The sequence below is a fragment of the Nocardia coubleae NBRC 108252 genome (assembly GCF_001612805.1).
GTDB lineage: Bacteria > Actinomycetota > Actinomycetes > Mycobacteriales > Mycobacteriaceae > Nocardia > Nocardia coubleae.
Window position 1 is genome coordinate 154404 of record NZ_BDBD01000016.1, and the last position, 21829, is coordinate 176232.

Consider the following 21829-nt stretch of genomic DNA (forward strand, 5'->3'; position numbering starts at 1 on the left):
GCACGCAGTGATGTGGAAGTACACCGGCCGCGCGACGCTCGTCGCGGCGGCAACCGCAGGACTCCTCCTCGGCGCGACGACCCCCGCCTCGGCAATGACCCCGTTCAAACCCACCTACACCCTCGCCACCGGCTGGACCTGCGCTGGTCAGATCGACGCGACGGCACTGTCCGGCCAGGGCATCACCAGGTCCGGTGAGGCGGAAATGCGGCTGCGCGGCACGTTCTGGAGCGCGACACCCGGTTCACATCAGAGCGGCTGCACGGTGACGACGACGGTCGAGTGGCGCAATCTCGACACCGGTGCGGGCGGTTCGGCGGCGACTGTCGTGGCAGGCGGTCCGAGCGGGCAGCCGGGCCCCGAGGTCGGCCTCACACTCGCGACGGGCGCCGGGCGGATCGAGGCGACCATCCGCACCACACCACTGGCGCATCTGCCGAGCACCGGGGAGTTCGCGGTCTCCGAATTCTGAGTGGGAGAACACCGAACCGGATGCGCGCCTTGTGAGTACCGCATCCGGTTCGGTGTCCTGTTCGCCCTTTCGACGGGAGGCTCAGACCCGTCGGGCGGCATCCCGGCGCACCGCTGTGGGGGGCTCGCTGGGATGGGTCTTGGTCAGCTCTGCTCGGTGACCGGTGTGTCGACCAGCGTGCCGACGGCCGCGATGCGCGTGAGCGCGTCGGTGACGATGCCGTCGATCAGCTCGGCCACCGTCGGCAGGCTGTCGATGATTCCGGTGACCTGGCCGGCGGGCAGCACACCCGCATCGGTACGGCCCTCGACGAGACCGGCCTTGGTCAGCATCGCCGAGTTCGCGGCCATCACGACCTGCGACCAGCTGAGGTCCTTGGTCTTCCGCATGGCGAGACCGTCGCGCATCAGCGTCGACCACTTCATCCCGGTCATGCTCTTGAACTTGGCGGCGTTGCCGACGGCGGCCGACAGTCCGCGCCAGCCGCCCGAATGTTCCAGGCGCTCCACGAGTTCGGTGTTGAGCATGCGGTGCGGCATGCCGTCGACCTTCACCGAAACCACGGTGTCGCCCAGTCCGCGCGCCAGGTACTCCTGCTTCACGGCGTCGGGGACGGTGCTCTCCTGGGTGAGCAGGAACCGGGTCCCCATGGCCACTCCGGCGGCACCGTAGGACAGTGCCGCCGCGAGGCCGCGCCCGTCGAAGAAGCCGCCCGCCGCGACGACCGGGATGTCGACGGCGTCGAGCACCGAGGGCAGCAGCAGCGTGGTGGCCACCGGTCCGGTGTGCCCGCCGCCCTCACCGCCCTGCACGATCACCGCGTCCGCACCCCAGGAGGCCACCTTCACCGCGTGCTTGGCGGCACCGATCGACGGAACCACCACCACGCCCGCGTCTTTGAGCCGGGCGATCAGTTCCTTCTTCGGAGCCAGCGCGAACGAGGCGACCCGCACCTGCTCACGGATGAGCAGTTCGATGCGCTCGGGCGCGTCGGTGGCGTCGGCGCGGATGTTCACACCGAACGGCTTGTCGGTGAGCGACTTCGTCTTGGCGACAGCCGCTTCCAGCTCCTCGAAGGTCATCGTCGCCGAAGCGAGGATGCCGAGCCCGCCCGCGTTCGCGGTCGCGGCGACCAGCCGCGGCCCGGCCACCCAGCCCATCCCCGTCTGCACGACGGGATGCTCGATGCCGACCAGCTCGGTCAGCGGGGTACGCAGGCGGGCGCTCATGCGGCCACTTCCTTCTCGCGGAATCCCTTGGGGTCGAGCACGGTCCGGATGAGTCGCAGCTCCTCCTCGGTGGGCAGCCGGGTTTCGCCCGCGTCGGCCAGCCCGGCGATCTCGAAGGAGGTGTTCTCGGCGACCTCCTCGGCCGTCACACCCGGATGCAGCGACAGCGCGCGCATCGTGTGCTCGGGGCCGCCGAAATCGAAGACGCCCAGGTTGGAGACAACACGGTGCAGGTGATGGAAGCGGAAGGCGGGGTTGGCCGGATCGATCTTGTCGTAGCCGACGCCGCTCACGATATCGACCTGCTCGCAGAACACCCGCGTGTTGTGCTTGGGCACGAAGTAGCTGGTGGCGTGGTTGATCGTATTGCCGGGCGCCCCGCGCACACCGAACATCTGCCTGCGCGGCTGCTGCAACGGCCCGAACGCCGAGAGGTTCTGGTTGCCGAAGCGGTCGAGCTGATTGGCGCCCATCACCACGTGCCGCCTGCCCGAGGCCACCACGTCGAACACCTTGGAGAACGGAATCCAACCCTCCACCGGTGCTTTCGCGCCGATCGCCGGCACCTCGGCGAAGAACAGTGCCTCACCGTCGGACAGCAGCAGGTCGGGTTCGAAGGTGAGCCTGGCCAGTCGCGCGCCGATGGTGGTGATCGTCGACATCGGGCTGGCCATGATCTCGCCCGCGCCACGGAAGATCTCCGCCGCCGCGACGACGCACACCTCCGCGCGCGTGATCTGGGCGGTCGCCGGTACTGCGTTCATCGCTGCTCCTCCGCGAAAGCCTTGACGGCGGACTGGTATTCGTCTTCGTTCACGTCGAGATAGCGCGCCCTGAACTCGGCCCACGACTCCGGCGACTGCGCGGCCGCCACATAGTGCTTCTGGAACTTCTCGTCGCGTCCGTAGCTGCCCGAGAAGGTGAAGTGCGCGCCACCGGGTGACTCGACGACGCCGTCGACCATCATCCGGTTGAGGATCAGCGCCTGCGACGGAACGGCTTTCACCAGTTCGTCGGTGTCGACGAGGCGGTCCACCGAGACGTAGCGTCGCTCGGCCGCCAGGCAGTAGAGGTCGTCGAAGTACGGATCGACACCGGTGTAGGCGGCATTGCCGTGCTTGTCGCCCAGGTCCAGATGCACGAACGCCGCATCGAGATTCAGTGCGGGCATGGCGATCAACGTTTCGGTCCGGCCGTCGGCGTGCGGATACGGCGAGACGACGGTCTTCAGCTCGCCCTCCCAGAACTCCGGCACCGCCGAACCGAGCCCGGCCCGGATCGGCAGGAACGGCAACCGGGCGGCGGCGGCCTGCAACCCGCACTTCACCATGCCCTCGTCCATCTCGCGCACCGTGATCGCGCCCTCGGTGCGCGCCTTGGCGAACCACGGGTCGTAGAACGGTGCCGAGTCGAGGGAGACGAAGCCGTAGTAGGCCTTGCGCACCTTGCCCGCCGAACACAGCAGGCCGAGGTCCGGCCCGCCGTAGGTCACCACGGTCAGGTCGGTGACATCCGAGCGAAGCAGCGCACGCACCAGCGCCATCGGCTTACGCCGGGATCCCCAACCGCCGAGGCCGATCGTCATGCCGCTGCGCAGCTCGCCGACCACCTCGTCGAGGGTCATTCTCTTGTCGCGCATAGCTTTTCCTACTTCCCCTTTTTCTGCGCGGCGAGGTCGTCGTCGAAACGCGCTCTGATCTCGTCGGCCACCCCGGCCAGGTTGAGCTCCATCGTGAAGCCCTGCTCGTAGCGATAGGAGCGGTGCACGTCCTGCACGTCGATGCCGTTGAGCGCCCGCTTCGCGGCGCGGATCACCCGGCCGTCCTTGTTCGCGATGTTCTTCGCGACCTCCATGGCCGCGGCGTCGAGTTCGGCGCGCGGCACCACCTTGTACACCGACCCGTAGTGGTGCAGCTGCTGGGCGGTGAGCTTGCCCGCGGTGTAGAACATGGTCCGCATCAAGTGCTGGGGGACCAGTCGCGACAGGTGGGTCGCGGCGCCGAGCGCACCTCGGTCCACCTCGGGCAGGCCGAAGGTGGCGTCGTCGGAGGCCACGATGACGTCGGAGTTGCCGACCAGGCCGATCCCGCCGCCGAGGCAGAACCCGTTGACGGCGGTGACCACCGGAACCTCGCAGTCGTACACGGCGGCGAAGGCGTCGAAACATCCGTGATTCGCGCGGATCAGGGCGGTGTGGCCGGCGTCGGCGTTCATCTCCTTGATGTCGACGCCCGCGTTGAAGCCGCGACCCTCCGCGCGCAGTACGACCACGCGGGTGCCGGGGTCGCGTCCGGCGGCGCGCACGGCGTCGGCGAGCGCGAACCAGCCGTCCGACGGCAGCGCGTTGACCGGCGGATAGTCGACCGTGACGACCTCCACCCCCTCGGTTTCGGTATGCCGGTCGATTCCCATGGCAACTGTCCTATCGGTGCGTGCCCGGGCGAACCCGAGACAAAGCAAGCAATTGCTTGGTAGGTTAACACGGTGGCGATAGAAATCGACCTTTCCGGCCAGATCGTTCTGGTGACCGGCGGAGTGCGCGGCGTGGGCGCGGGCATCACCCGCGCCTTCCTCGCGGCGGGCGCGACAGTGCTCACCTGCGCGCGCAGGCCCGCCGACACCCCGATCGACGGCACCGAGCACTACTCCTGCGATGTCCGCGACGACAGCGCGGTCGCTGCCATGTTCGACGAGATCCTCGCCGCGCACGGTCGGCTCGACCACGTCGTCAACAACGCGGGCGGGGCGCCCTTCGCCCTGGCCGACGCGGCGAGCCCGCGCTTCCACACCAAGATCATCGAGCTGAATCTGCTCGCCCCCCTCGTCATCGCGCAGCAGGCGAATGCCGTGATGCAGAAACAGGATTCGGGCGGTTCGATCGTGATGGTCTCGAGCGTCAGCGGGCACCGGCCCTCGCCCGGTACCGCCGCCTACGGTGCGGCCAAGGCCGGACTGGACAACCTCACCACCTCCCTCGCCGTGGAATGGGCGCCGAAGGTCCGTCTCAATTCCGTGGTGGTCGGACCGGTGGAAACCGAACTGAGCCACCTGCACTACGGCGACGCCGACGGTGTCGCCGCCGTCGGCGCGACCATCCCGCTCGGCCGCCTCGCCGCCCCCGCCGACGTCGGCAATGCCGCCCTCTTCCTCGCCTCCCCGCTGGCCGCCTACGTCAGCGGCGCGGGCCTGCTGGTGCACGGCGCGGGGGAGCGGCCCGCCTTTCTCGATGCCGCGAATACGAACCACGGATAACTAGGAGTTTCGATGGACCAGCAGTTGATCTGCGCCGACCGCACGGTGATCGTCACGGGTGCGGGTCGCGGGATCGGGCGCGCGCACGCGCTCGCCTTCGCCGCGGCAGGTGCGCGCGTCGTCGTCAACGACGTGGGCACCGCGCTCGACGGCGCACCCACCTCGGAGACGCCCGCGCAGCAGGTCGTCGACGAGATCGTCGCCGCGGGTGGGCAGGCGGTCGCCAACTACGACGACGTGGCCGACTGGGAAGGCGCGCGCCGGCTCGTCCGCCAGGCTGTCGATACCTTCGGTGGGCTCGACGTGCTGGTCAACAACGCCGGTTTCGTGCGCGACCGCATGCTGGTGAACCTGAGCGAGGACGAGTGGGACGCGGTGATCCGCGTGCACCTCAAGGGCCATTTCGCCACCATGCGTCATGCCGCCGAGTACTGGCGCGGTGAGGCCAAGGCCGGGCGCGCGGTCGACGCCCGCGTCATCAACACCAGCTCCGGCGCCGGCCTGCAGGGCAGCGTCGGCCAGGGCAACTACGGCGCGGCCAAGGCGGGCATCGCGGGCCTCACGCTCACCGCCGCGGCGGAGTTCGGGCGCTACGGCGTCACCGTCAACGCCATCGCCCCCGCGGCCCGCACCCGGATGACCGAAACGGTCTTCGCCGACACCATGGCCGCCCCCGATGCCGGCTTCGACGCCATGGACCCGGCGAACATCTCGCCGCTGGTGGTATGGCTCGGCAGCAGCGAGTCCGCCGGGGTGACCGGGCGGATGTTCGAGGTGGAGGGCGGCAAGGTCGCGCTGGCCGAGGGCTGGCGGCACGGCATCGCGGTCGATCGCGGTGCGCGCTGGGATCCGGCCGAGCTCGGTCCGGTGGTGGCTCAGCTGATCGAGAAGGGTGCCGAACCGGAGCCGGTTTACGGTGCATAGCTAACTTCGCAAGAGGACTCTGAGCAAAGCCGCCGGGCCTGCGGTTTTGCCTTGTCATAGGCGTCCAGGGGGCTGGACGGCTCTTGCGCTCTCCTGCGGGGTTCTGCGCGTGGGTTTACTATGGGCTACTGTTCGTCGATCCCGGAATGTGTCGCGACCGGGGGTAATGCTGCGCGGAATTACTTAAAGGGGATGACAGGCGCATGGCCGTTGGTCGCATGTTGCGCGTTCTTGCCGCTGCGAGTGTCTTGGCCGGCTGTGCCCTATTGGGCCCCGTCGCCGCATTCGCCGCGCCGGAAAAGCCGCCGACGCCCGCCGCGCAACCGTCCGGCAGCGGGAGCACCGGCATCGGGGGTAGCGGCGGTGAACCGGCCGAGGACCCCGCCCAGGGCAACGGCAAGCCGATCGAACTCACCCTGCCGGGTACGGGCAGCGGCAACGACCCGGCACCGGCGAATCAGGGCGATCCACCACAGACCGGTGCCGAAGTGGCCGAAGAGACCGAGTGGACCCCGCTGAGCATCCCCGGCCAGGACACCACCGAACTCCCGACCAAGGAAGTGGCCGGTCCGGCCTCCGGCTCCGCCGTCCTCGGCGCGGGCTCGGCCGCCGCCGGGCTGGTGCTCGGCACCGGTTCGGCGGGCCTCGGCGTGCTCCTCGGCACCGGCTCTGCGGGCCTTGGCGCCGTGCTCGGCACGGGCTCGGCAGGCGCCTTCGCGATCCTCGGCACCGGTTCCGCCGGTGCCGCCGCCGTACTCGGCACCGGTTCGGCCGGTGCGGCCGCGGTGCTCGGCACCGGTTCGGCCGCCGTCGGTTCGGCCGCGGCGGGGACGGGCTCGGCGCTGGCCGGTACCGGCTCGGCTGCCGTCGGCTCGGCTGCCGTCGGCTCCGCCGCGGTCGGTTCCGCGGGCGCTGGTTCGGCGGCGACCGGCTCGGCCGCCGTCGGTTCGGCGGCTGTCGGTTCGGCCTCGCCGCTGCTGCTGTTGCTCCTGCTGCAGACCCCGCCGACGCCGTCGCCCGCGCTGCCCGCGATCGCGATCCCGCCCGCACCCGGCATGCCGTCGATTCCAGGTGTCGCCGCGCCGAATGTGGCTGTGGCAGCACCGGCCCCGGCCGATGCGCCGCCGCCCCCGGCCGCCGCACCCGCGCCGCCTGCCGCCGCCGCGCCCGCTCAGGCCGCCAAGCCCAACCACGAGGTCCGGCCCACCAGCGACAACAACGGCCTGCCCGAACCCGAACTGCTGTCGGTGATCGGCGGTCTGATAGCGCTCGCCCTGGCCGGAACCGGCTCGGGCGCAGTGAGTTTCCAAGGTGCCGCCGCCGCCCAGGCGCGGGTGAACGCGGCGCGTGCCGAGTTCTTCGGACCGAGGTCGTGAGGGGATCTTCGATGAGCAAGAGCAAGACCCAGTCCACCTCGCGGTCCTATCGTCGCGTCGCCGCCGCCGTCGACGCGGTGTGCGCGGTCGCCGCCGACTTCGACGCGACCACCCTCGATGAGGTGGTCGCGGCGGTCTCGCTCGAGCGGCAGCGCGAAATCGAGATCACCAGTGCGCAATTGGGCCCCGGCATCTGCGGCCAACGGCGCTTCTACCCCGAGCGCGACATCATCGTGCTCGCCGACGCCCTGCCCAGCCGCGACCACACCCTCGCCCACGAACTCGGCCACATCGTGTTCGACCACGAGGGCGCGCCCGCGGTCGAGACGACACTCGAGGTCAGCGACGACCTCATCGCCTACATGCTCAGTCAGCGCGCCCACGCCCAGATCGTCGAGGACGGAGCCGACGACCTGGCCGAGTGGGAGGCCGAGACCTTCGCGGCCATGCTCATGACACGACTGCGCGTCTTCAACAACCGGGGCGCAGGCGTCTCGGTCCTTCGATTCGATGAGGCACTCGGATGACACTCTGGTTGACAGCCCTGCTGGTCTGGGTTGCCGCGGGTGCGCGAGTGGGACGCGTGCTCGTCAAGCCCGCGACAACGGCCCGCGTGGCCATCGTCGTCGCGGTCGCCGCCGTCGCACTCGCCTCGACCGTCGCCATCCCCGATATCGCCGTCGCCGTCGACAACCTGCTCCCGGGCGGCCTGCACAGCGGCTGGCTGTCCACGGGCATCGTCGATTCGGCGTGGATCCTGTTCACCACCGCCACGTCGGTGGTCGCGTCCGCCGCCTGGCCGGTCGTGTCGCGACGCAACCTGCGCCAGGTCGCGATGATCGTCTACGGCATCGGCGCGCTCGCCATCGCGCTGACGCTGGCCTGGTCGTTCACCTTCGGCTGGATCGTCGTAGCGCTCGGCGCGGTCTTCATCGTCACCACCGGTCTGCGCAATCTGGACTGGACCACGCTGGGGCGCGGCATCGCGATCTACACGGCGGGAACGGCATTGGTGGCCGTGCTGGCCTTCGCCAACGCCGGCCGCGCCTTCCAGGGTGCCGAGCCGACCCCGCCCGGTCAGCCGACGTGGGGCTGGCAGGCGTGGGAGATCGCGAGCCTGCTGATCTCGCTCGGCGCGGTGTCGATCGTCATCGAGCTGTGGTGGCGGGCCCGAATCCTGTTGCGGCGCATCCGCCCGCTGCACAAGCTGATGGTCGGCCGGTTCCCGGAGGTCGTCGCACCGGAGCAGAACGCCACCTCGGCGCAGCTGAAGGCCTCCGATCACGTGGCCCAGGTGATGGACGCGCTGTATCTGCTCTCGGGCAGCGGAATCGTCATCCCGGCGGCGGGTGAGCCGCCGAACTCCGTCCCCGAGCGCGCGGCCGTGGTGGCCGAGTGGGCGCGAAACCCGTTGGGGGACTTGTTCGTAGACGCGCGCTGGATCGCACCGCCGCCCGGCGTGAGCCCACGCGGCTGGGTGCTGGCGCTGGCGAAGCGATACGAGGTGGCGGTGGCGACGGCGGGCGCACCGCAGAACGCCGCCGCGTCGAGCTGACACCGACAACAAGAACGGGCCTGAGCTGGTGTTTCCACCGGCTCAGGCCCGTTCTTCGCGTATCCGCCTGGTTGTTCCTATTCCGTTCCGTCCGGAGGAATTTCGGGCAAGCCTTCGCTGGCCCGCAACTTCTCCGCCATGGAGGTGAGCAGATTCTGTGATTCTTCCGAGAGGTCGAATGCCCTGCTGGACAGACGACGCAGCCCGTAACCCTGCAGCTGCGCAAGCAGTTCCAGGTCGTGATCGATCTTGGCCGCGTAGATGTCGTTGAAGAAGTAGTCAGGCTTGACCTTGAAGAACTTCGCCAGGGCGGCCACCGTCTCGTCGGACGGGTTGGTTCGTTGTCCCGACCGCAGCTGCGAGAGATACGGCTTGGAGATCGGATGCCCGGAGGCAGTCAGCGCAGCCGCAACCTCTGCGTTGGTGTGCGGCTTGCGCCCCGGGGGATGCACGGTTTCGAACAGCTTGTTCAGCCGCGCCGCGAAATCAGCCATTGTGAGCCGCCCAATTCCCTTCACTGTACTAACAGTCGTTATCTCGGATACGTATCATTGATATTAGCGGCTCAGTAACTGAAAACCTACGCCTGATTCAGGATTTCTCTGCGGATTCCGACGCTCACCTGCGTACAGGGCCCGCGACGGCCGCGTTTGCGGGGTCACGTCAACGACTCTTGTGGAGTCGATGGGTGCCGGAGTTCGTGCCCGTCGCGGGGGTCTTCCACCTCGGACCCATGATAGCCCAAAGATTGCTGATGTCTCATCATCCCCCTCGCCCCTCGGATCGTGTGGCGTACGACACGTTCCGGGCGCCTGGAGATGAATGTTCAACCTGGGCGCCCGGTTTCGGTACGTCCAGTCTACAGCCGTTCGATGATCGTGCCGGTCGCGAGGGCTCCACCGGCGCACATGAGAACCATCGCGGTTCCCTTGCCGGTGCGTTCGAGCTCGTGTAATGCGGTCGTGATCAGACGAGAACCGGTGGAACCGACAGGATGCCCGATTGCGATCGCACCGCCGTTGACATTTACCCGTTCCATGTCCGGCTGATGTACAGAAGCCCACGAAAGGGCAACCGCCGCGAATGCTTCGTTGATCTCGAAAAGATCGATATCGCCGATCGCCATTCCCGAGCGTTCCAGCAGTCGCGTGCATGCCTGCACGGGTCCGTCCAGATGGAACTCCGGTTCGGCGCCGACGAGTACCTGGGTGCGGATCCGTGCGCGCGGTCGCAAACCCTTTCGGCGGGCGACGGTTTCGTCCATCAGAAGCACCGCGGCCGCGCCGTCGGAAATCTGCGACGACGTACCCGCGGTGTGCAGGCCGTCGGTGACCACCGGCTTGAGCTTGGCCAGGCCCTCGATCGTGCTGGCGCGCAAGCCCTCGTCGCGGGTCACCTCGGCCTTCTCGCCGGTCGGCGCGCCCTCGCTGTCGAGCACGGGCGCGACCACGGGCAGCACCTCGCGATCGAAACGGCCTTCGGCCCAGGCGGCGGCGGCCAATTGCTGTGAGCGCAGGCCGAATCGGTCGAGGTCTTCGCGAGTGAGCCCGCGCCGCCGCGCGATTCGCTCGGCCGCGCCGAACTGATCGGGCAGATCGATCGACCACGACTCGGGCCTGCGCGGTCCCGCCTCTGTGCCCACATTGGCGCCGAGCGGCACCCGGCTCATCGCCTCCACGCCACACGCCATACCGATGTCGATGGCCCCGGTGGCGATCAGCCCCGCGACGAGGTGGTTGGCCTGCTGTGCCGAACCGCACTGGGCGTCGATGGTCGTCGCGCCGGTCTGCCACGGCAGGCCCGCGTGCAACCACGCGACGCGGGTGACGTTGTTGGACTGCTCGCCGGCCTGGGTGACGCAACCGCCGATCACCTGCTCCACCTCGAGTGGATCGAGATCTGCCCGGTCGAGCAGTCCACGCTGGGCCAGGCCGAGCAGTTCGGCCGCGTGCAGGCCGGAAAGCCGCCCGCGCCGCTTGCCGATCGGGGTTCGCACTGCCTCGACGATTACCGGTGTGCCCATCTGCATCTCCCTCTGAACTGCAACGTGTTCTGTTTATGTAAGCGGGGCAAAACCGCGAGGTTCTTCCGTCGTGGCATACCCTGTGCTTGAATGATTGTAGAACGTGTTTCAGTTTGTCGAAGGAGACATCTGGTGGTAGATCCGCGCAACGAAGCCACGGGTACCCTGCCGAACCTGCCCGAGGGGTTCGACGTCACCGACCCGGCCATCTACGCCGAGCGTGTCCCGGCGGAGGAGTTCGCTGAGCTGCGCCGGTCGGCGCCGATCTGGTGGAACCCGCAGCCGCCCGAGGTGGGTGGTTTCCACGACGACGGGTTCTGGGTGGTCAGCAAGCACGCCGACGTCAAGGAGGTCTCGCGCCGCAGCGATGTCTTCTCGACCTACGAGAACACCGCGATCCCGCGCTTCAACGACGACATCAAGCGCGAGCAGATCGAGCTGCAGCGCTTCGTCATCCTGAACAAGGACGCCCCGGAACACACCAAGCTGCGCAAGCTGATCGCCAAGGGCTTCACCCCGCGCGCGGTGAACAGCCTGCGCGCCGAGCTGTCCTCGCGCGCGGAGAAGATCGTGAAGGCCGCGGCGGAATCGGGCGGCGGCGACTTCGTCACCCAGGTGGCCTGTGAGCTGCCGCTGCAGGCGATCGCCGAACTCATCGGTGTGCCGCAGGAAGACCGGATGAAGGTCTTCGAATGGTCCAACGACATGACCGGCTACGACGACCCCGACAATGTCGATGTCGACCCCGTCGCGGCGTCGATGGAGCTGCTCGGCTACTCGTACCAGATGGCCGAGGCGCGCAAGGCCTGTCCGGCCGACGACCTGGTCACCACCCTGATCGAGGCGGACGTCGACGGTGAGTCGCTGAGCGCGGAGGAGTTCGGCTTCTTCGTCATCGTGCTCGCGGTCGCCGGCAACGAGACCACCCGCAACGCGATCAGCCACGGCATGATCGCGTTCATGGAGAACCCCGATCAGTGGGAGCTCTTCAAGAAGGAACGCCCTGCCAGCGCGGTCGACGAGATCATCCGCTGGGCCACCCCGGTCACCTCCTTCCAGCGCACCGCGCTCGAGGACACCGAACTCGGCGGCGTGCAGATCAAGAAGGGCCAGCGCCTGGTGATGCTGTACCGCTCGGCGAACTTCGACGAGGACGTCTTCGAGAACCCCGAGAAGTTCGACATCATGCGCAAGGAGAACCCGCACCTGTCCTTCGGCGGCACCGGCGCCCACTTCTGTGTCGGCGCGAACCTGGCCCGCCTGGAGATCGAGCTGATCTTCAACGCCATCGCCGACCACCTGCCCGACATCACCAAGATCGGCGACCCCAAGCGTCTGCGCTCGGGTTGGCTCAACGGCATCAAGGAGCTCCCGGTCGACTACAAGACCAAGGGATGCCCGGTCTCGCACTGAGGCCACCAGACAGAACAGCCCCGGACCGAAAGGACCGGGGCTGTTGTGTTTTCGGCGTTCAGGAGGCCTTGCGGCTGGTCGCCATCGCCCGGTCGACCTCCCAGAAGGCACGTAGGGCCGCGATCTTGCCGTCGGCGTCGACCTTGTAGGTGAACACGCCCTCGGCGTCGATGAGGTAGCCGGCCATGGTTGTGCGGATCAGGCCGGTGAAGGCGATCTCGTTGCCGCACGCGAAGGAGTCCTCGAACAGGAACTCGATCGAGTCGGTGTTGGCGATGGCCTTGTCCCAGAAGGCGCCGATCGCCTCGTGGCCACGATGACCCACGCCCTCGGGGTCGAAACCCGACGGGCCGACGGGATCTTCGACGATCCCGTCCTCGGCGAACAACGCGATCCAGGCCGCGCGGTCCTTGGCCCGGACCGCGGCCTGCGAGGCCAATCCCGCATCGCGCGCGTTCACGACGCCGCCACGATCGGATCGGCGATGTACTTCTCGGCGAAGCGGCGCAGCGAGTCCTGCTTGGCGGCGAGTTCGCCGTCGAAGCCGATGCCGTCGAAGAGCCACGGCACCACGATGATGTCGGTGACACCGGCGTCGGCCAGGTCCTGATAGCCGCTGCGGCCGTGGCGATCGATGCAGACCGCCTGGATCTCGAAGGGTTCGGTGTCCCTGCCGTATTCCGCCCGCAGCGTGCGCAGGGTCGCGATGGTCCCGGTGAGCTCGTCGAACTTCATCATCGCCGAGGTCCAGCCGTCGCCCACACGGGCCGCGCGGCGCAGGGCCGGACCGGTGTGGCCGCCGATGTAGAACGGCACCCGCTCGGTGGGAGCGGGGCTCATCTGCAACGGGTCGAAGTCGAAGAACTCGCCGTGGTACTCGACCATGCCGCCGTCGAGGACGAGTTTGATGACCTCGATCATCTCGTCCACCCGGGCGCCACGCTTGGCGTAAGGCACGCCGCACCACTCGAATTCCTCGGGTGCCCAGCCGATTCCGACGCCGAAGCCGAAGCGGTTGCCCGACATGTTGGCGATCGAGCCGACCTGGCGGGCCAGCAGCAGCGGATTGCGGGAGCCCAGCTTGAGCACGTTGGTGTAGAACCGCAGGTTCGTCGTCACGGCCGACATGGACGCGGCGGCGATGAGCGGATCCACCCACGGTGTCTCCGGGCCCCAGAACCGGCTCCCGTCCGGGGTGTACGGGTAGTCGGCGCTCTGGGACTTCATGTAGAACAGCGAGTCGGGCAGGCCGATCGAGGTGAACCCGCACTCCTCGGCCGTCTTGGCCAGCTCGGTGAGCTGGTCGAGCGGGCTCAGTGCGACACCGAGGGTGAATTTCATTCGGGGCGCTCGCTTCCCACGACCCACATCGCGAAGTACTGCGACCCGCCACCGTAGGCATGGCCGAGGGCCTTACGCGCGCCCGCCACCTGGTAGTCGCCCGCCCGGCCCATCACCTGCTTGGCCGCCTCGGCGAAACGGATGAGGCCCGACGCGCCGATCGGGTTGGACGAGAGCACTCCGCCCGACGGGTTCACCGGCAACCGGCCGCCGATCTCGGTCTCGCCCTTGTCGGTGAGCTTCCAGCCGTCGCCCTCGGCGGCGAAGCCGAGGTTCTCCAGCCACATCGGCTCGAACCAGGAGAACGGCACGTAGATCTCGGCGACGTCGATCTCCTCGAGCGGATCGGTGATGCCCGCGGCGGCCCACAGGGCGGCGGCCGCGTCCCGACCGGCCCGCGGATTCACCTGATCGCGCCCGGAGAAGGTGGTCGGTTCGGTGCGCATCGCGGTGCCGTGCACCCAGGCGACCGTCTTGCCCTGTGCCTCGACGGCGGCCGCGGCCTCGGCGTTGCCGAGCACCACCGCGCAGGCGCCGTCCGAAGACGGGCAGGTCTCGTCGAATCGGATGGGGTCCCAGAGCATCTGGGAGGCCAGCACCGATTCGAGGGTGATGTCGGGCTGGTGCAGGTGCGCGAGGGGATTCTTGGCACCGTTGCGCCGGTCCTTCACCGCCACCTGGGCGCCGATGTGCATGGGCGCGTTGGAGCGGCGGATGTAGGAGCGCACGTGCGGGGCGAAGTATCCGCCCGCGCCCGCGCCGACCGGCATGGTGAACGGCACCGGAATCGACAACGCCCACATGGCATTCGACTCCGACTGCTTCTCCCACGCGATCGCGAGCACCTTGCCGTGCACACCGGCCTGCACCAGGTTGGTGGCGACGATGCCGGTCGACCCGCCGACCGACCCCGCCGTATGCACGCGCAGCAGCGGTTTGCCGATCGCGCCGAGTGCTTCGGCCAGGTACAGCTCGGGCATCATGACGCCCTCGAAGAAGTCGGGCGCCTTGCCGACCACGACCGCATCGATCTCGTCGATGGTCAGGCCCGCGTCGTCGAGCGCGCGATCGATCGCCTCACGGCACATGCCCGCCATGGACACGTCCGCACGTTTTGTCACGTGATGCGTTTGACCGGTGCCGAGCACCGCTGCGGGGAAGCTCATGATGCCTCGGATTCCAGGACGGCGACCAGGTTCTGCTGCAGCGCTGGGCCGCTGGTCGCATGGGCGAGGGTCCGGTTCGCGGTGCCGGACATGATGGCCGTGGCGGCATTGCCGATCCGCTCGAGACCCGCCGCGAACATCGGGTTGGCCGCGAGCGCACCGCCGGACGGATTGATCGTGGTGTCGGGGGACAGGCCGATCGCCTCGGCCAGGATCAGCTGCTGATGGCTGAACGGTGCGTGCAGTTCGGCCACGTCGAAGTCGGTGTTGCCCCGCGTCACGGCGGCGGCCGCGCGGGTGGTGGACGGCGAACGGGTCAGGTCCCGGACGCCGAACCCCTGGGCGTCGATATTGTGCGCCATGCCGGTGATCCAGGCCGGGCGCTCGCACAGCTCGCGTGCCCGGTCGCCGACGGCGAGCACGATCGCGGCCGCGCCGTCGGTGATCGGCGCGATGTCGTGCGCCCGCAGCGGGTCGGCGACATACGGTGCGGCGAGCAAAGATTCGATGTCACCACCGGCGACGGCGGCCATGTCCTGTTCGGTCCAACGCCCCGCGTCGAGGCCGGCGCGCGCCTGCAAGCCCGCGACCGAAACGGCATCGGGCCACAGCGGGCCGACCAGATACGGGTCGAGTTGCCTGGTCAGCACCTGGCGCAGCGTGCCGGCCGACGACTTGCCGAAGCCGTACACGAGTGCGGTCTGCGCCTGTCCGGAGAGCAGCTTCACCCACGCCTCGTAGAGCGCCCACGCGGCGTCCATCTCCACGTGCGACTCGTTGATCGGCGGCACCGCGCCGATCGCGTCGACCGCCGAGATGAACGAGAAGGCTCGCCCGGCAAGGTAATCCGAGGAACCCGAGCACCAGAAGTCGATGTCGGACTTGGTGATGCCGAGGTCGGCGTAGAGCTGCTGGAAGCACGGCACGAGCATCTCGACGCCGTTGGTGGTGCCGAAGGTCTCCGGCACGTGCGGTGCGTGGGCGAACCCCACCACCGCGATTTCGGGAATAGTCACGTCGCCTCTCTCAGAGGTGGTGCTGGTAGGACTCGTACGGGGCATCGGGCTCACCCGTCGGGCGGAAGTGGTCGATATTGGCCAGCGCGTGGCCCCACTCCTCGCGGGGCTTCCACACGGCCTCGACCCGCATACCCATGCGCACCTCGGACGCCTCGCACCCGAGGACCAAATGCAGGAACGGGATATCGGCACCGTCGAGAAGCACATAGGCGGCGACGTAGGGCGGCTTGATCCGCTGGCCGAGGAACGGCACGTTCACGATGCAGAAGGTGGTCACCGTGCCCTTGTCGGGCAGTTCGACCAGGTCGTCGGTGGGGGTGCCGTCGGTCGGGTTGGCCCCGCGCGGCGGGAAATACACGGCCCCGCCCGCTTCGGAGCGGCCGCCGATCAGCTTGCCCTCGGCGAGGCCACGCAGGTACACGCTCTCCTGGGGCGAGGCGGTGTGCTTGTAGCTCATGTCGACAGGCGTCACCAGCACGGTCACCGGCTCGGCGGCGTACTCGGCGGGTGGCGCGGTCGCGCCCTCGCCCGGCTCGAAGCAGGCGATGTCGGCGATGGTGCCCGCGCGTTCCTCGGCCCAGCGCACGCGCACCCGCATACCGGTGCTCACCTGCGCGGGCTCGGTCACGTCGAGGGCGTGGAGCATGCTGGTGTCGGCACCGTCGAGCTGCACGAGCACCCAGGCGAACGGGCGGTCGAACGGCTGACCGGGTAGCGGCTCGGCCACCCACGTCCACGATCGCACCGTGCCGGTCGTCTCCACCTGCACCAGTTCGGCCAGCGGGGCCGAGGTGATGGGATCGTATTCCTGGGCGGGCACGAGCACCCGGCCGTCACTGCCGCGCACGCCGAGTATGCGGCGTTCACGCAGTCCGGTCAGGAAGGCTCCGATGATCGGTCCGACGGATCTGGTGTAGTCGAACTGCACCCGAAGGGGTGCACTCAATACTTCCACTGCGGTATTCCCCTGGGTCACGATATCGAGTAGAACAGGTTCTTATTCTGCACGCAAGGATTCGCCGGAAAGGGCGTCGGCCATGAAATTCGGACTGCAACTCGGATACTGGGGTGCGCAGCCGCCCACGAACGCGGGCGAGATGGTCGTCGCGGCCGAGGAGGCCGGGTTCGACGCGGTGTTCGCGGCCGAGTCCTGGGGGTCGGATGCCTTCACCCCACTGGCCTGGTGGGGCTCCGCCACGCAGCGCGTGCGGCTTGGTACCTCGGTCGCCCAGTTGTCGGCGCGGACCCCGGCGGCGGCCGCCATGCACGCGCTCACGCTGGATCATCTCAGCGGTGGCCGGGCCATTCTTGGGCTCGGCGTATCCGGCCCGCAGGTGGTGGAGGGCTGGTACGGGCAGCCGTTCGCGCAGCCGCTGCGGCGCACCCGCGAGTACGTCGACATCGTGCGCAAGGTGCTGGCGCGCGAGGCTCCCGTGACCTCCGACAGCCAGGCCTACGGCCTGCCCTACACCGGTCCCGGCGCCACCGGCCTGGGCAAACCGCTCAAGCCGATCGTCCATCCACTGCGCGCCGACCTGCCGATCTGGCTCGGCGCCGAAGGGCCGAAGAACATCGCGCAGACCGCCGAGATCGCCGACGGCTGGCTCGCGATCTACTACGCCCCGCGCCTGGCCGGCATGTACAACGAGTGGCTCGACGAGGGCTTCGCGCGGCCGGGCGCACGGCGTTCACGTGCGGATTTCGAGATCGCGGCCAGCGCGCAGGTGGTGGTCACCGACGATCCGGCCGCCGAGATCGAGCGGATGCGCTGGGTCACCTCGCTCTACATCGGCGGCATGGGCGCACCCGAGCTGAACTTCCACGCCCAGGTCTACAAGCGGATGGGCTACGACAAGGAGGTCGACGAGATCTCGGCGCTGTTCCGGGCCGGGCGCAAGGCCGAGGCCGCCGCCGCGGTGCCCGACGAGCTCATCACCGACACCGCGATCTTCGGCGACGAGGCGCACGTCCGCACCCGATTGCGGGAATGGGAGGACGCCGGTGTGACCATGATGCTGATCTCGGTTTCCGATGCTGAACAACTTCGTCGGCTCCAACCCCTTGTTACGCGGTAGAACACGTTCTAAATTCGTAGGGGTGAGCAGTCAGCAGACAACGGAAATCCTCGGACTGTGGAATATCGCCGCGGCCGAACCCGAGCGGGTCGCCGTCGTCGACCCGGACGGCCGGGAGATCACCTATCGAGAATTGGCCACCCTCGCCAACCGGTACGCCAACGGGCTACGCGGGATCGGATTGCGAACCGGAGACGTCGTTGTCAGCATGCTGCACAACGGCGTCGAGGCGATCGCCGCGTACTTCGCCGCCTACCAGTGCGGTTTCTACATCGTCGCGGTCAACTGGCATCTGACCGCGCCCGAGATCGCCTACATCCTCCAGGACAGTGAAGCCTCGGCCTTCCTGGCGAGCGAACGGTTCGCCGCCACCGCCGCCGCGGCCGCCGACGAGGCCGGACTCCCCGCCGACGCGCGGTTCGCCGTGGGCACCATCGAGGGCTTCCGGCCGGTGTCGTGGCTCGGCGCGGCCGATACCGGCAGGCCGGGCGAGCGTTCGGTCGGCGCACCGATGCTCTACACCTCCGGAACCACCGGGCGCCCCAAGGGCGTTCGCCGCCCGCTGACCGGCGCCGATCCCGACGAGGTCCCCGCGCCGAACAAGGCGTTCTTCAGCCTCTTCGGGCTGGCGCCCTACGACGACCACGTGCACATCTGCGGTTCGCCGCTCTATCACACCGCCGTACTGAACTTCTCGACCATCTCGATCCAGTTGGGGCACAAGCTCGTTCTGATGGACCGGTGGGACGCGCAGGACATGCTCGCCCTCATCGAACGGCACCGGGTGACCCACTCGCACATGGTGCCCACCCAGTTCCACCGCCTGCTCGCCCTGCCCGAAGAGGTACGCGCCCGCTACGACGTGTCGTCGCTGCGCAGCATGGTGCACGGCGCCGCGCCGTGCCCGCCGCAGACCAAGCGGCAGATGCTGGACTGGTGGGGTCCGGTCGTCACCGAGTACTACGCCGCCACCGAGGGCGGCGGCACGGTGATCTCCGGGACCGAATGGCTGGCCAAGCCGGGATCGGTCGGCAAGGCCTGGCCGTGGTCGGTCATCAAGATCCTCGACGAGACCGACGGCACCGAACTGCCGCCGGGCAAAGAGGGCCTGGTCTACATGAAGATGGGCGCCTCGAGCTTCGAGTACCACCACGCCAAGGAGAAGACCGAGGAGTCGCGCGTCGGTGATCTGTTCACCGTCGGCGACATCGGTTACCTCGACGAGGACGGTTATCTGTTCCTCTGCGACCGGCGCTCGGACCTCATTCTGTCCGGCGGCGTGAACATCTACCCGGCCGAGATCGAAGGCGTGCTGATGAGCCACCCGAAGGTCGCCGACGTGGCGGTTCTCGGTGTGCCCGACCCGGATTGGGGTCAGCAGGTGAAGGCGTTCGTGCAGCCGGTCGACGGTGTCGCGGGCGACGACGAACTCACCACCGATCTGCTCGCCTTCGCGGCCGGTCAGCTCGCCAAGTACAAGCTGCCCCGCACGGTGGAATACCGTGCGGAGCTGCCACGCGACCCCAACGGGAAGCTGTACAAGCGCCGGCTGCTCTGAAAGAGCCTGCCGCTCAGGCGGCTTCGCGCCACTCGGGCGGCAGGCCGAACAGCGGGAACAGGCGCTGGGTGTCGAGGAAGAAGTTGAGGCCGGCGATGGTGTCGCCCTCGAGTTCGAGCACCGTGATCGACCACGGCACCCAGACGCCGGGCTCCTCGCTCGGCTTGTAATGGCCGAACGCGGGCAGGCCGTTGGCGCCTTCCAGCGGAACCATCCGCGAATCGCGGCAGGCACTTCCGGTGCCGAGCATGAACGCCGCCACGTTCTCCGGACCGGAGATCCAGAGGTCGAAGGGCGGCATCGACAGCGCCACATCGGCTTTCAGCAAGGTGGTGAGCGCGTCCATGTCGTAGGCCTCGAAGGCCTTCACGAAGTCGTCGACGAGCTTGCGCTGATCGGGGTCGGTGTCGTCGAAGCCGTCGGTGACGGTCGGCTGCACCTTCGACATCGTCGAGCGGGCGCGTTGCAGCGCGCTGTTCACCGACGCGGGCGACATCATCAGCGCCTCGGCGGTCTCGCTCGCCGAGAAGCGCAGCACCTCACGCATGATCAGGATCGCGCGCTGGGTGGCGGGCAGATGCTGACACGCGGCCACGAACGCCAGGCGCAAGGTGTCTTTGGTCGAGGCGTGCTCGGCCGGGTCGGCGCCGAAGGCGAGCGCGTTGGGGATCGGCTCGATCCACACGTAATCCGGCTGCGGCATCGGCAGCGGTGAATCCGGGCGGCCCGGGCCGTTCAGATCCATCGGTCTGGCTCGGCTCTGCGGGCGGTCGAGCATGTCGAGACAGATATTGGTGGCGATCTTGTAGAGCCACGAGCGAAGGCTCGCCCGGCCCTCGAAGGAATCGTAGGAGCGCCAGGCGCGCGTGAACGTCTCCTGCACCGCGTCCTCGGCCTCGAAGGAGGAGCCGAGCATGCGGTAGGCGTACGCGCACAACTCGCGCCGGTGGGTTTCGAATTCGGCGAGGACCTCGGGGTCCGGTCCGGTGGTTGCGGTTGTGGCGTCCGTCATGGTTTCACGATGCCACAGGGGTCCGACAGCCGACAGAGGACGAATCGGACTATCGAGATTTCGCGAATTTTCCGGTTCGGCGATGAATCCCCACGCGTCACAGCGTCTACATGAACGAGACCGCAACGACGCTCCGAAAGGCTGAAAACCATGAGCAGCAAGATGATCTTCATCAACCTCCCCGTCGCCGACCTCGACCGCTCCAAGGGGTTCTACGAGGCGCTCGGGTGGAAGGTCAACGAGGACTTCACCGACCAGAACGCGGCCTGCATCGTCGTCGACGACAACATCTGCCTCATGCTGCTGACCAAGGACTTCTTCACGACGTTCAGCAAGCGTCCCATCGCCGATACCGGCAGCCAGGTCGCCGCGGCTTACGCGCTGTCGCTGGGGAGCGCCGAGGAGGTCGACGCGCTGACCGACGCCGCCGTCGCGGCCGGTGCGCGCGAGGAAGTCAACGACGACAAGCGCGCCGAAGAGGCACAGGTAGGCATGCACGGCCGCACCTTCATCGACCCGGACGGCCACCAGTGGGAGCCGTTCTTCATGAACTACCCCGGGGCGTAAGCACCGTTGCGGACAGGGCGCCGGGCACATGCCCCGGCGCCCTGTGGCGTGTCAGGAGCCGGTGAAGTTCGGCTTGCGCTTCTCGGCGAAGGCCCGGGGGCCTTCCTTGGCGTCGGCCGATTTGAAGACCTCGATGCCGATCTTCGCCTCGATGGGGAACGCTTCGTTCTCCGGCATGGCCTCGGTTTCGCGCAGGGTGCGCAGCATCGCCTGGACGGCGAGGGGGCCGTTGTCGGCGATCTGGCCTGCCAGGGCGAGGGCCTTGTCGAGGGCGGTGCCGTCGGGGACCACGTGGCCGATCAGGCCGATCTCCTTGGCCTCGGCTGCGGTGATATGCCGACCGGTCAGCAGCAGGTCAGCGGCCACGGTGTAGGGGATCTGGCGGGCCAGGCGCACGGCGGAACCGCCGAGCGGGAACAGGCCCCAGCGGGCCTCGGAGACGCCGAACTTGGCGCTTTCCCCGGCCACGCGCAGGTCGGTGCCCTGCAGGATCTCGGTGCCCCCGGCGATGGCCGGGCCTTCGACCGCGGCGATGAGCGGCTTGCTCAGCCGCCGTCCCTTCAGCAGGGCCGGGAGGTAGGCCGGGTCCCAGCCGCCGCCCGCGGCGGTGTCACCCGGATGCGACGAACTCATCGCCTTCAGGTCCATCCCCGCGCAGAACGCGCCGCCCGCGCCGGTCAGGACCGCGACGCGGATGTCGGGATCGCTGTCGACCTGGTCCCAGGCGTCGCGCATGATCGCCATCATCTCGCCGGACAAGGCGTTACGCGCCTCCGGACGGTTCATGGTGACGATGAGGACGTGGTCTCGCTTCTCGACCAGACAGTGGGCCATTCGATGTCTCCTG

At 68.4% G+C, this 21829-nt stretch carries 23 protein-coding genes; 10 read left to right on the forward strand and 13 right to left on the reverse strand.

Annotation, left to right across the window (positions count from 1 at the left end; translation table 11 throughout):
- Positions 1-10 precede the first annotated feature (10 nt).
- The gene (locus NCO8_RS16625) at positions 11-472 is read left to right on the forward strand and encodes a hypothetical protein (RefSeq protein ID WP_067640670.1); all 462 of its coding nucleotides are present in this window, start codon (positions 11-13) and stop codon (positions 470-472) included.
- 143 nt (positions 473-615) lie between these two features.
- Here the strand turns inward: NCO8_RS16625 and NCO8_RS16630 are convergent, their stop codons facing one another.
- Genes NCO8_RS16630 through NCO8_RS16645 form a run of 4 tightly spaced genes read right to left on the reverse strand, consistent with a single transcriptional unit; the run spans position 616 to position 4113 of the window.
- Positions 616-1701: an NAD(P)H-dependent flavin oxidoreductase gene (locus NCO8_RS16630; protein WP_067640673.1), complete on the reverse strand. Its 1086-nt coding sequence runs from the start codon at positions 1699-1701 to the stop codon at positions 616-618.
- Entirely contained in the window at positions 1698-2465 is a 768-nt protein-coding gene (locus tag NCO8_RS16635; protein ID WP_067640674.1) for a CoA-transferase subunit beta, read from the reverse strand. The genes NCO8_RS16630 and NCO8_RS16635 overlap by 4 nt, the downstream gene beginning before the upstream one ends.
- A complete protein-coding gene (locus tag NCO8_RS16640) occupies positions 2462-3340 on the reverse strand; it encodes a CoA transferase subunit A (protein WP_067640676.1) in 879 nt (292 codons plus the stop codon). The genes NCO8_RS16635 and NCO8_RS16640 overlap by 4 nt, the downstream gene beginning before the upstream one ends.
- 8 nt (positions 3341-3348) lie before the next feature.
- Entirely contained in the window at positions 3349-4113 is a 765-nt protein-coding gene (locus NCO8_RS16645; RefSeq protein ID WP_067495505.1) for an enoyl-CoA hydratase family protein, read from the reverse strand.
- A 72-nt stretch (positions 4114-4185) separates the two neighbouring features.
- Between NCO8_RS16645 and NCO8_RS16650 the strand changes: the two genes are divergently transcribed.
- The 5 genes from NCO8_RS16650 (at position 4186) to NCO8_RS16670 (ending at position 8808) form a co-directional block, all read left to right on the forward strand.
- Positions 4186-4953 (forward strand): SDR family oxidoreductase, encoded by a 768-nt coding sequence (locus NCO8_RS16650; protein ID WP_376739944.1) that lies wholly within the window; start codon positions 4186-4188, stop codon positions 4951-4953.
- A 12-nt stretch (positions 4954-4965) separates the two neighbouring features.
- The gene (locus NCO8_RS16655) at positions 4966-5877 is read left to right on the forward strand and encodes an SDR family oxidoreductase (RefSeq protein WP_067640677.1); all 912 of its coding nucleotides are present in this window, start codon (positions 4966-4968) and stop codon (positions 5875-5877) included.
- Between the two features lie 203 nt (positions 5878-6080).
- On the forward strand, positions 6081-7253 hold the full coding sequence (locus NCO8_RS31385; protein ID WP_157104945.1) for a hypothetical protein: 1173 nt from the start codon (positions 6081-6083) through the stop codon (positions 7251-7253).
- A gap of 11 nt (positions 7254-7264) precedes the next feature.
- Positions 7265-7780 (forward strand): M78 family metallopeptidase domain-containing protein, encoded by a 516-nt coding sequence (locus tag NCO8_RS16665; RefSeq protein ID WP_067640682.1) that lies wholly within the window; start codon positions 7265-7267, stop codon positions 7778-7780.
- Complete coding sequence (locus NCO8_RS16670; RefSeq protein ID WP_067492265.1) at positions 7777-8808, forward strand: hypothetical protein; 1032 nt, start codon at positions 7777-7779, stop codon at positions 8806-8808. The genes NCO8_RS16665 and NCO8_RS16670 overlap by 4 nt, the downstream gene beginning before the upstream one ends.
- Before the next feature lie 77 nt (positions 8809-8885).
- Here the strand turns inward: NCO8_RS16670 and NCO8_RS16675 are convergent, their stop codons facing one another.
- Complete coding sequence (locus NCO8_RS16675; protein WP_019044759.1) at positions 8886-9302, reverse strand: helix-turn-helix domain-containing protein; 417 nt, start codon at positions 9300-9302, stop codon at positions 8886-8888.
- 365 nt (positions 9303-9667) lie between these two features.
- Positions 9668-10831 (reverse strand): steroid 3-ketoacyl-CoA thiolase, encoded by a 1164-nt coding sequence (locus NCO8_RS16680; RefSeq protein ID WP_067640851.1) that lies wholly within the window; start codon positions 10829-10831, stop codon positions 9668-9670.
- A gap of 132 nt (positions 10832-10963) precedes the next feature.
- Between NCO8_RS16680 and NCO8_RS16685 the strand changes: the two genes are divergently transcribed.
- Positions 10964-12244, forward strand: a complete 1281-nt coding sequence (locus NCO8_RS16685; RefSeq protein ID WP_174550339.1) for a cytochrome P450 — start codon at positions 10964-10966, stop codon at positions 12242-12244.
- Positions 12245-12302: 58 nt separating this feature from the next.
- Here the strand turns inward: NCO8_RS16685 and NCO8_RS16690 are convergent, their stop codons facing one another.
- The 5 genes from NCO8_RS16690 to NCO8_RS16710 are packed head-to-tail and all read right to left on the reverse strand — an operon-like array spanning position 12303 to position 16746.
- Positions 12303-12704 carry a nuclear transport factor 2 family protein gene (locus tag NCO8_RS16690; protein WP_067492266.1) on the reverse strand — a complete coding sequence of 134 codons (402 nt, stop codon included), beginning with the start codon at positions 12702-12704 and terminating at the stop codon, positions 12303-12305.
- Positions 12701-13585, reverse strand: a complete 885-nt coding sequence (locus NCO8_RS16695) for a TIGR03619 family F420-dependent LLM class oxidoreductase (RefSeq protein ID WP_067640684.1) — start codon at positions 13583-13585, stop codon at positions 12701-12703. The genes NCO8_RS16690 and NCO8_RS16695 overlap by 4 nt, the downstream gene beginning before the upstream one ends.
- Positions 13582-14751: a thiolase family protein gene (locus tag NCO8_RS16700; RefSeq protein ID WP_067640686.1), complete on the reverse strand. Its 1170-nt coding sequence runs from the start codon at positions 14749-14751 to the stop codon at positions 13582-13584. Before NCO8_RS16700 ends, NCO8_RS16695 begins: the two co-directional genes overlap by 4 nt.
- Positions 14748-15761, reverse strand: a complete 1014-nt coding sequence (locus tag NCO8_RS16705) for a thiolase family protein (RefSeq protein ID WP_067640855.1) — start codon at positions 15759-15761, stop codon at positions 14748-14750. Before NCO8_RS16705 ends, NCO8_RS16700 begins: the two co-directional genes overlap by 4 nt.
- A 16-nt stretch (positions 15762-15777) precedes the next feature.
- On the reverse strand, positions 15778-16746 hold the full coding sequence (locus tag NCO8_RS16710) for a Zn-ribbon domain-containing OB-fold protein (protein ID WP_067640688.1): 969 nt from the start codon (positions 16744-16746) through the stop codon (positions 15778-15780).
- A 61-nt stretch (positions 16747-16807) separates the two neighbouring features.
- On the opposite strand from NCO8_RS16710, the gene NCO8_RS16715 reads away from it, so the two are divergent.
- Together NCO8_RS16715 and NCO8_RS16720 are read left to right on the forward strand one after the other, a co-directional pair.
- Positions 16808-17845, forward strand: coding sequence for an LLM class F420-dependent oxidoreductase (locus NCO8_RS16715; protein ID WP_067640690.1), 1038 nt, complete (start codon positions 16808-16810; stop codon positions 17843-17845).
- 22 nt (positions 17846-17867) lie between these two features.
- Positions 17868-19403, forward strand: a complete 1536-nt coding sequence (locus tag NCO8_RS16720) for an acyl-CoA synthetase (protein ID WP_067640691.1) — start codon at positions 17868-17870, stop codon at positions 19401-19403.
- A gap of 13 nt (positions 19404-19416) precedes the next feature.
- Here the strand turns inward: NCO8_RS16720 and NCO8_RS16725 are convergent, their stop codons facing one another.
- Positions 19417-20415, reverse strand: a complete 999-nt coding sequence (locus NCO8_RS16725; RefSeq protein ID WP_067640693.1) for a sigma-70 family RNA polymerase sigma factor — start codon at positions 20413-20415, stop codon at positions 19417-19419.
- A gap of 150 nt (positions 20416-20565) precedes the next feature.
- Here NCO8_RS16725 and NCO8_RS16730 point away from each other — a divergent pair, with 150 nt between their 5' ends.
- Positions 20566-20982 (forward strand): VOC family protein, encoded by a 417-nt coding sequence (locus tag NCO8_RS16730; RefSeq protein ID WP_067492273.1) that lies wholly within the window; start codon positions 20566-20568, stop codon positions 20980-20982.
- Between the two features lie 51 nt (positions 20983-21033).
- Here NCO8_RS16730 and NCO8_RS16735 read toward each other — a convergent pair whose 3' ends face one another.
- Positions 21034-21816 (reverse strand): crotonase/enoyl-CoA hydratase family protein, encoded by a 783-nt coding sequence (locus NCO8_RS16735; RefSeq protein ID WP_067640695.1) that lies wholly within the window; start codon positions 21814-21816, stop codon positions 21034-21036.
- Positions 21817-21829 lie beyond the last annotated feature (13 nt).

Coding starts and splice junctions, on each gene's coding strand:
- NCO8_RS16625 (WP_067640670.1), top strand. CDS start 11: ATGTGGAAGTACACCGGCCGCGCGACGCTCGTCGCGGCGGCAACCGCA.
- NCO8_RS16630 (WP_067640673.1), bottom strand. CDS start 1,701: ATGAGCGCCCGCCTGCGTACCCCGCTGACCGAGCTGGTCGGCATCGAG.
- NCO8_RS16635 (WP_067640674.1), bottom strand. CDS start 2,465: ATGAACGCAGTACCGGCGACCGCCCAGATCACGCGCGCGGAGGTGTGC.
- NCO8_RS16640 (WP_067640676.1), bottom strand. CDS start 3,340: ATGCGCGACAAGAGAATGACCCTCGACGAGGTGGTCGGCGAGCTGCGC.
- NCO8_RS16645 (WP_067495505.1), bottom strand. CDS start 4,113: ATGGGAATCGACCGGCATACCGAAACCGAGGGGGTGGAGGTCGTCACG.
- NCO8_RS16655 (WP_067640677.1), top strand. CDS start 4,966: ATGGACCAGCAGTTGATCTGCGCCGACCGCACGGTGATCGTCACGGGT.
- NCO8_RS31385 (WP_157104945.1), top strand. CDS start 6,081: ATGGCCGTTGGTCGCATGTTGCGCGTTCTTGCCGCTGCGAGTGTCTTG.
- NCO8_RS16665 (WP_067640682.1), top strand. CDS start 7,265: ATGAGCAAGAGCAAGACCCAGTCCACCTCGCGGTCCTATCGTCGCGTC.
- NCO8_RS16670 (WP_067492265.1), top strand. CDS start 7,777: ATGACACTCTGGTTGACAGCCCTGCTGGTCTGGGTTGCCGCGGGTGCG.
- NCO8_RS16675 (WP_019044759.1), bottom strand. CDS start 9,302: ATGGCTGATTTCGCGGCGCGGCTGAACAAGCTGTTCGAAACCGTGCAT.
- NCO8_RS16680 (WP_067640851.1), bottom strand. CDS start 10,831: ATGGGCACACCGGTAATCGTCGAGGCAGTGCGAACCCCGATCGGCAAG.
- NCO8_RS16695 (WP_067640684.1), bottom strand. CDS start 13,585: ATGAAATTCACCCTCGGTGTCGCACTGAGCCCGCTCGACCAGCTCACC.
- NCO8_RS16700 (WP_067640686.1), bottom strand. CDS start 14,751: ATGAGCTTCCCCGCAGCGGTGCTCGGCACCGGTCAAACGCATCACGTG.
- NCO8_RS16715 (WP_067640690.1), top strand. CDS start 16,808: ATGAAATTCGGACTGCAACTCGGATACTGGGGTGCGCAGCCGCCCACG.
- NCO8_RS16725 (WP_067640693.1), bottom strand. CDS start 20,415: ATGACGGACGCCACAACCGCAACCACCGGACCGGACCCCGAGGTCCTC.
- NCO8_RS16730 (WP_067492273.1), top strand. CDS start 20,566: ATGAGCAGCAAGATGATCTTCATCAACCTCCCCGTCGCCGACCTCGAC.
- NCO8_RS16735 (WP_067640695.1), bottom strand. CDS start 21,816: ATGGCCCACTGTCTGGTCGAGAAGCGAGACCACGTCCTCATCGTCACC.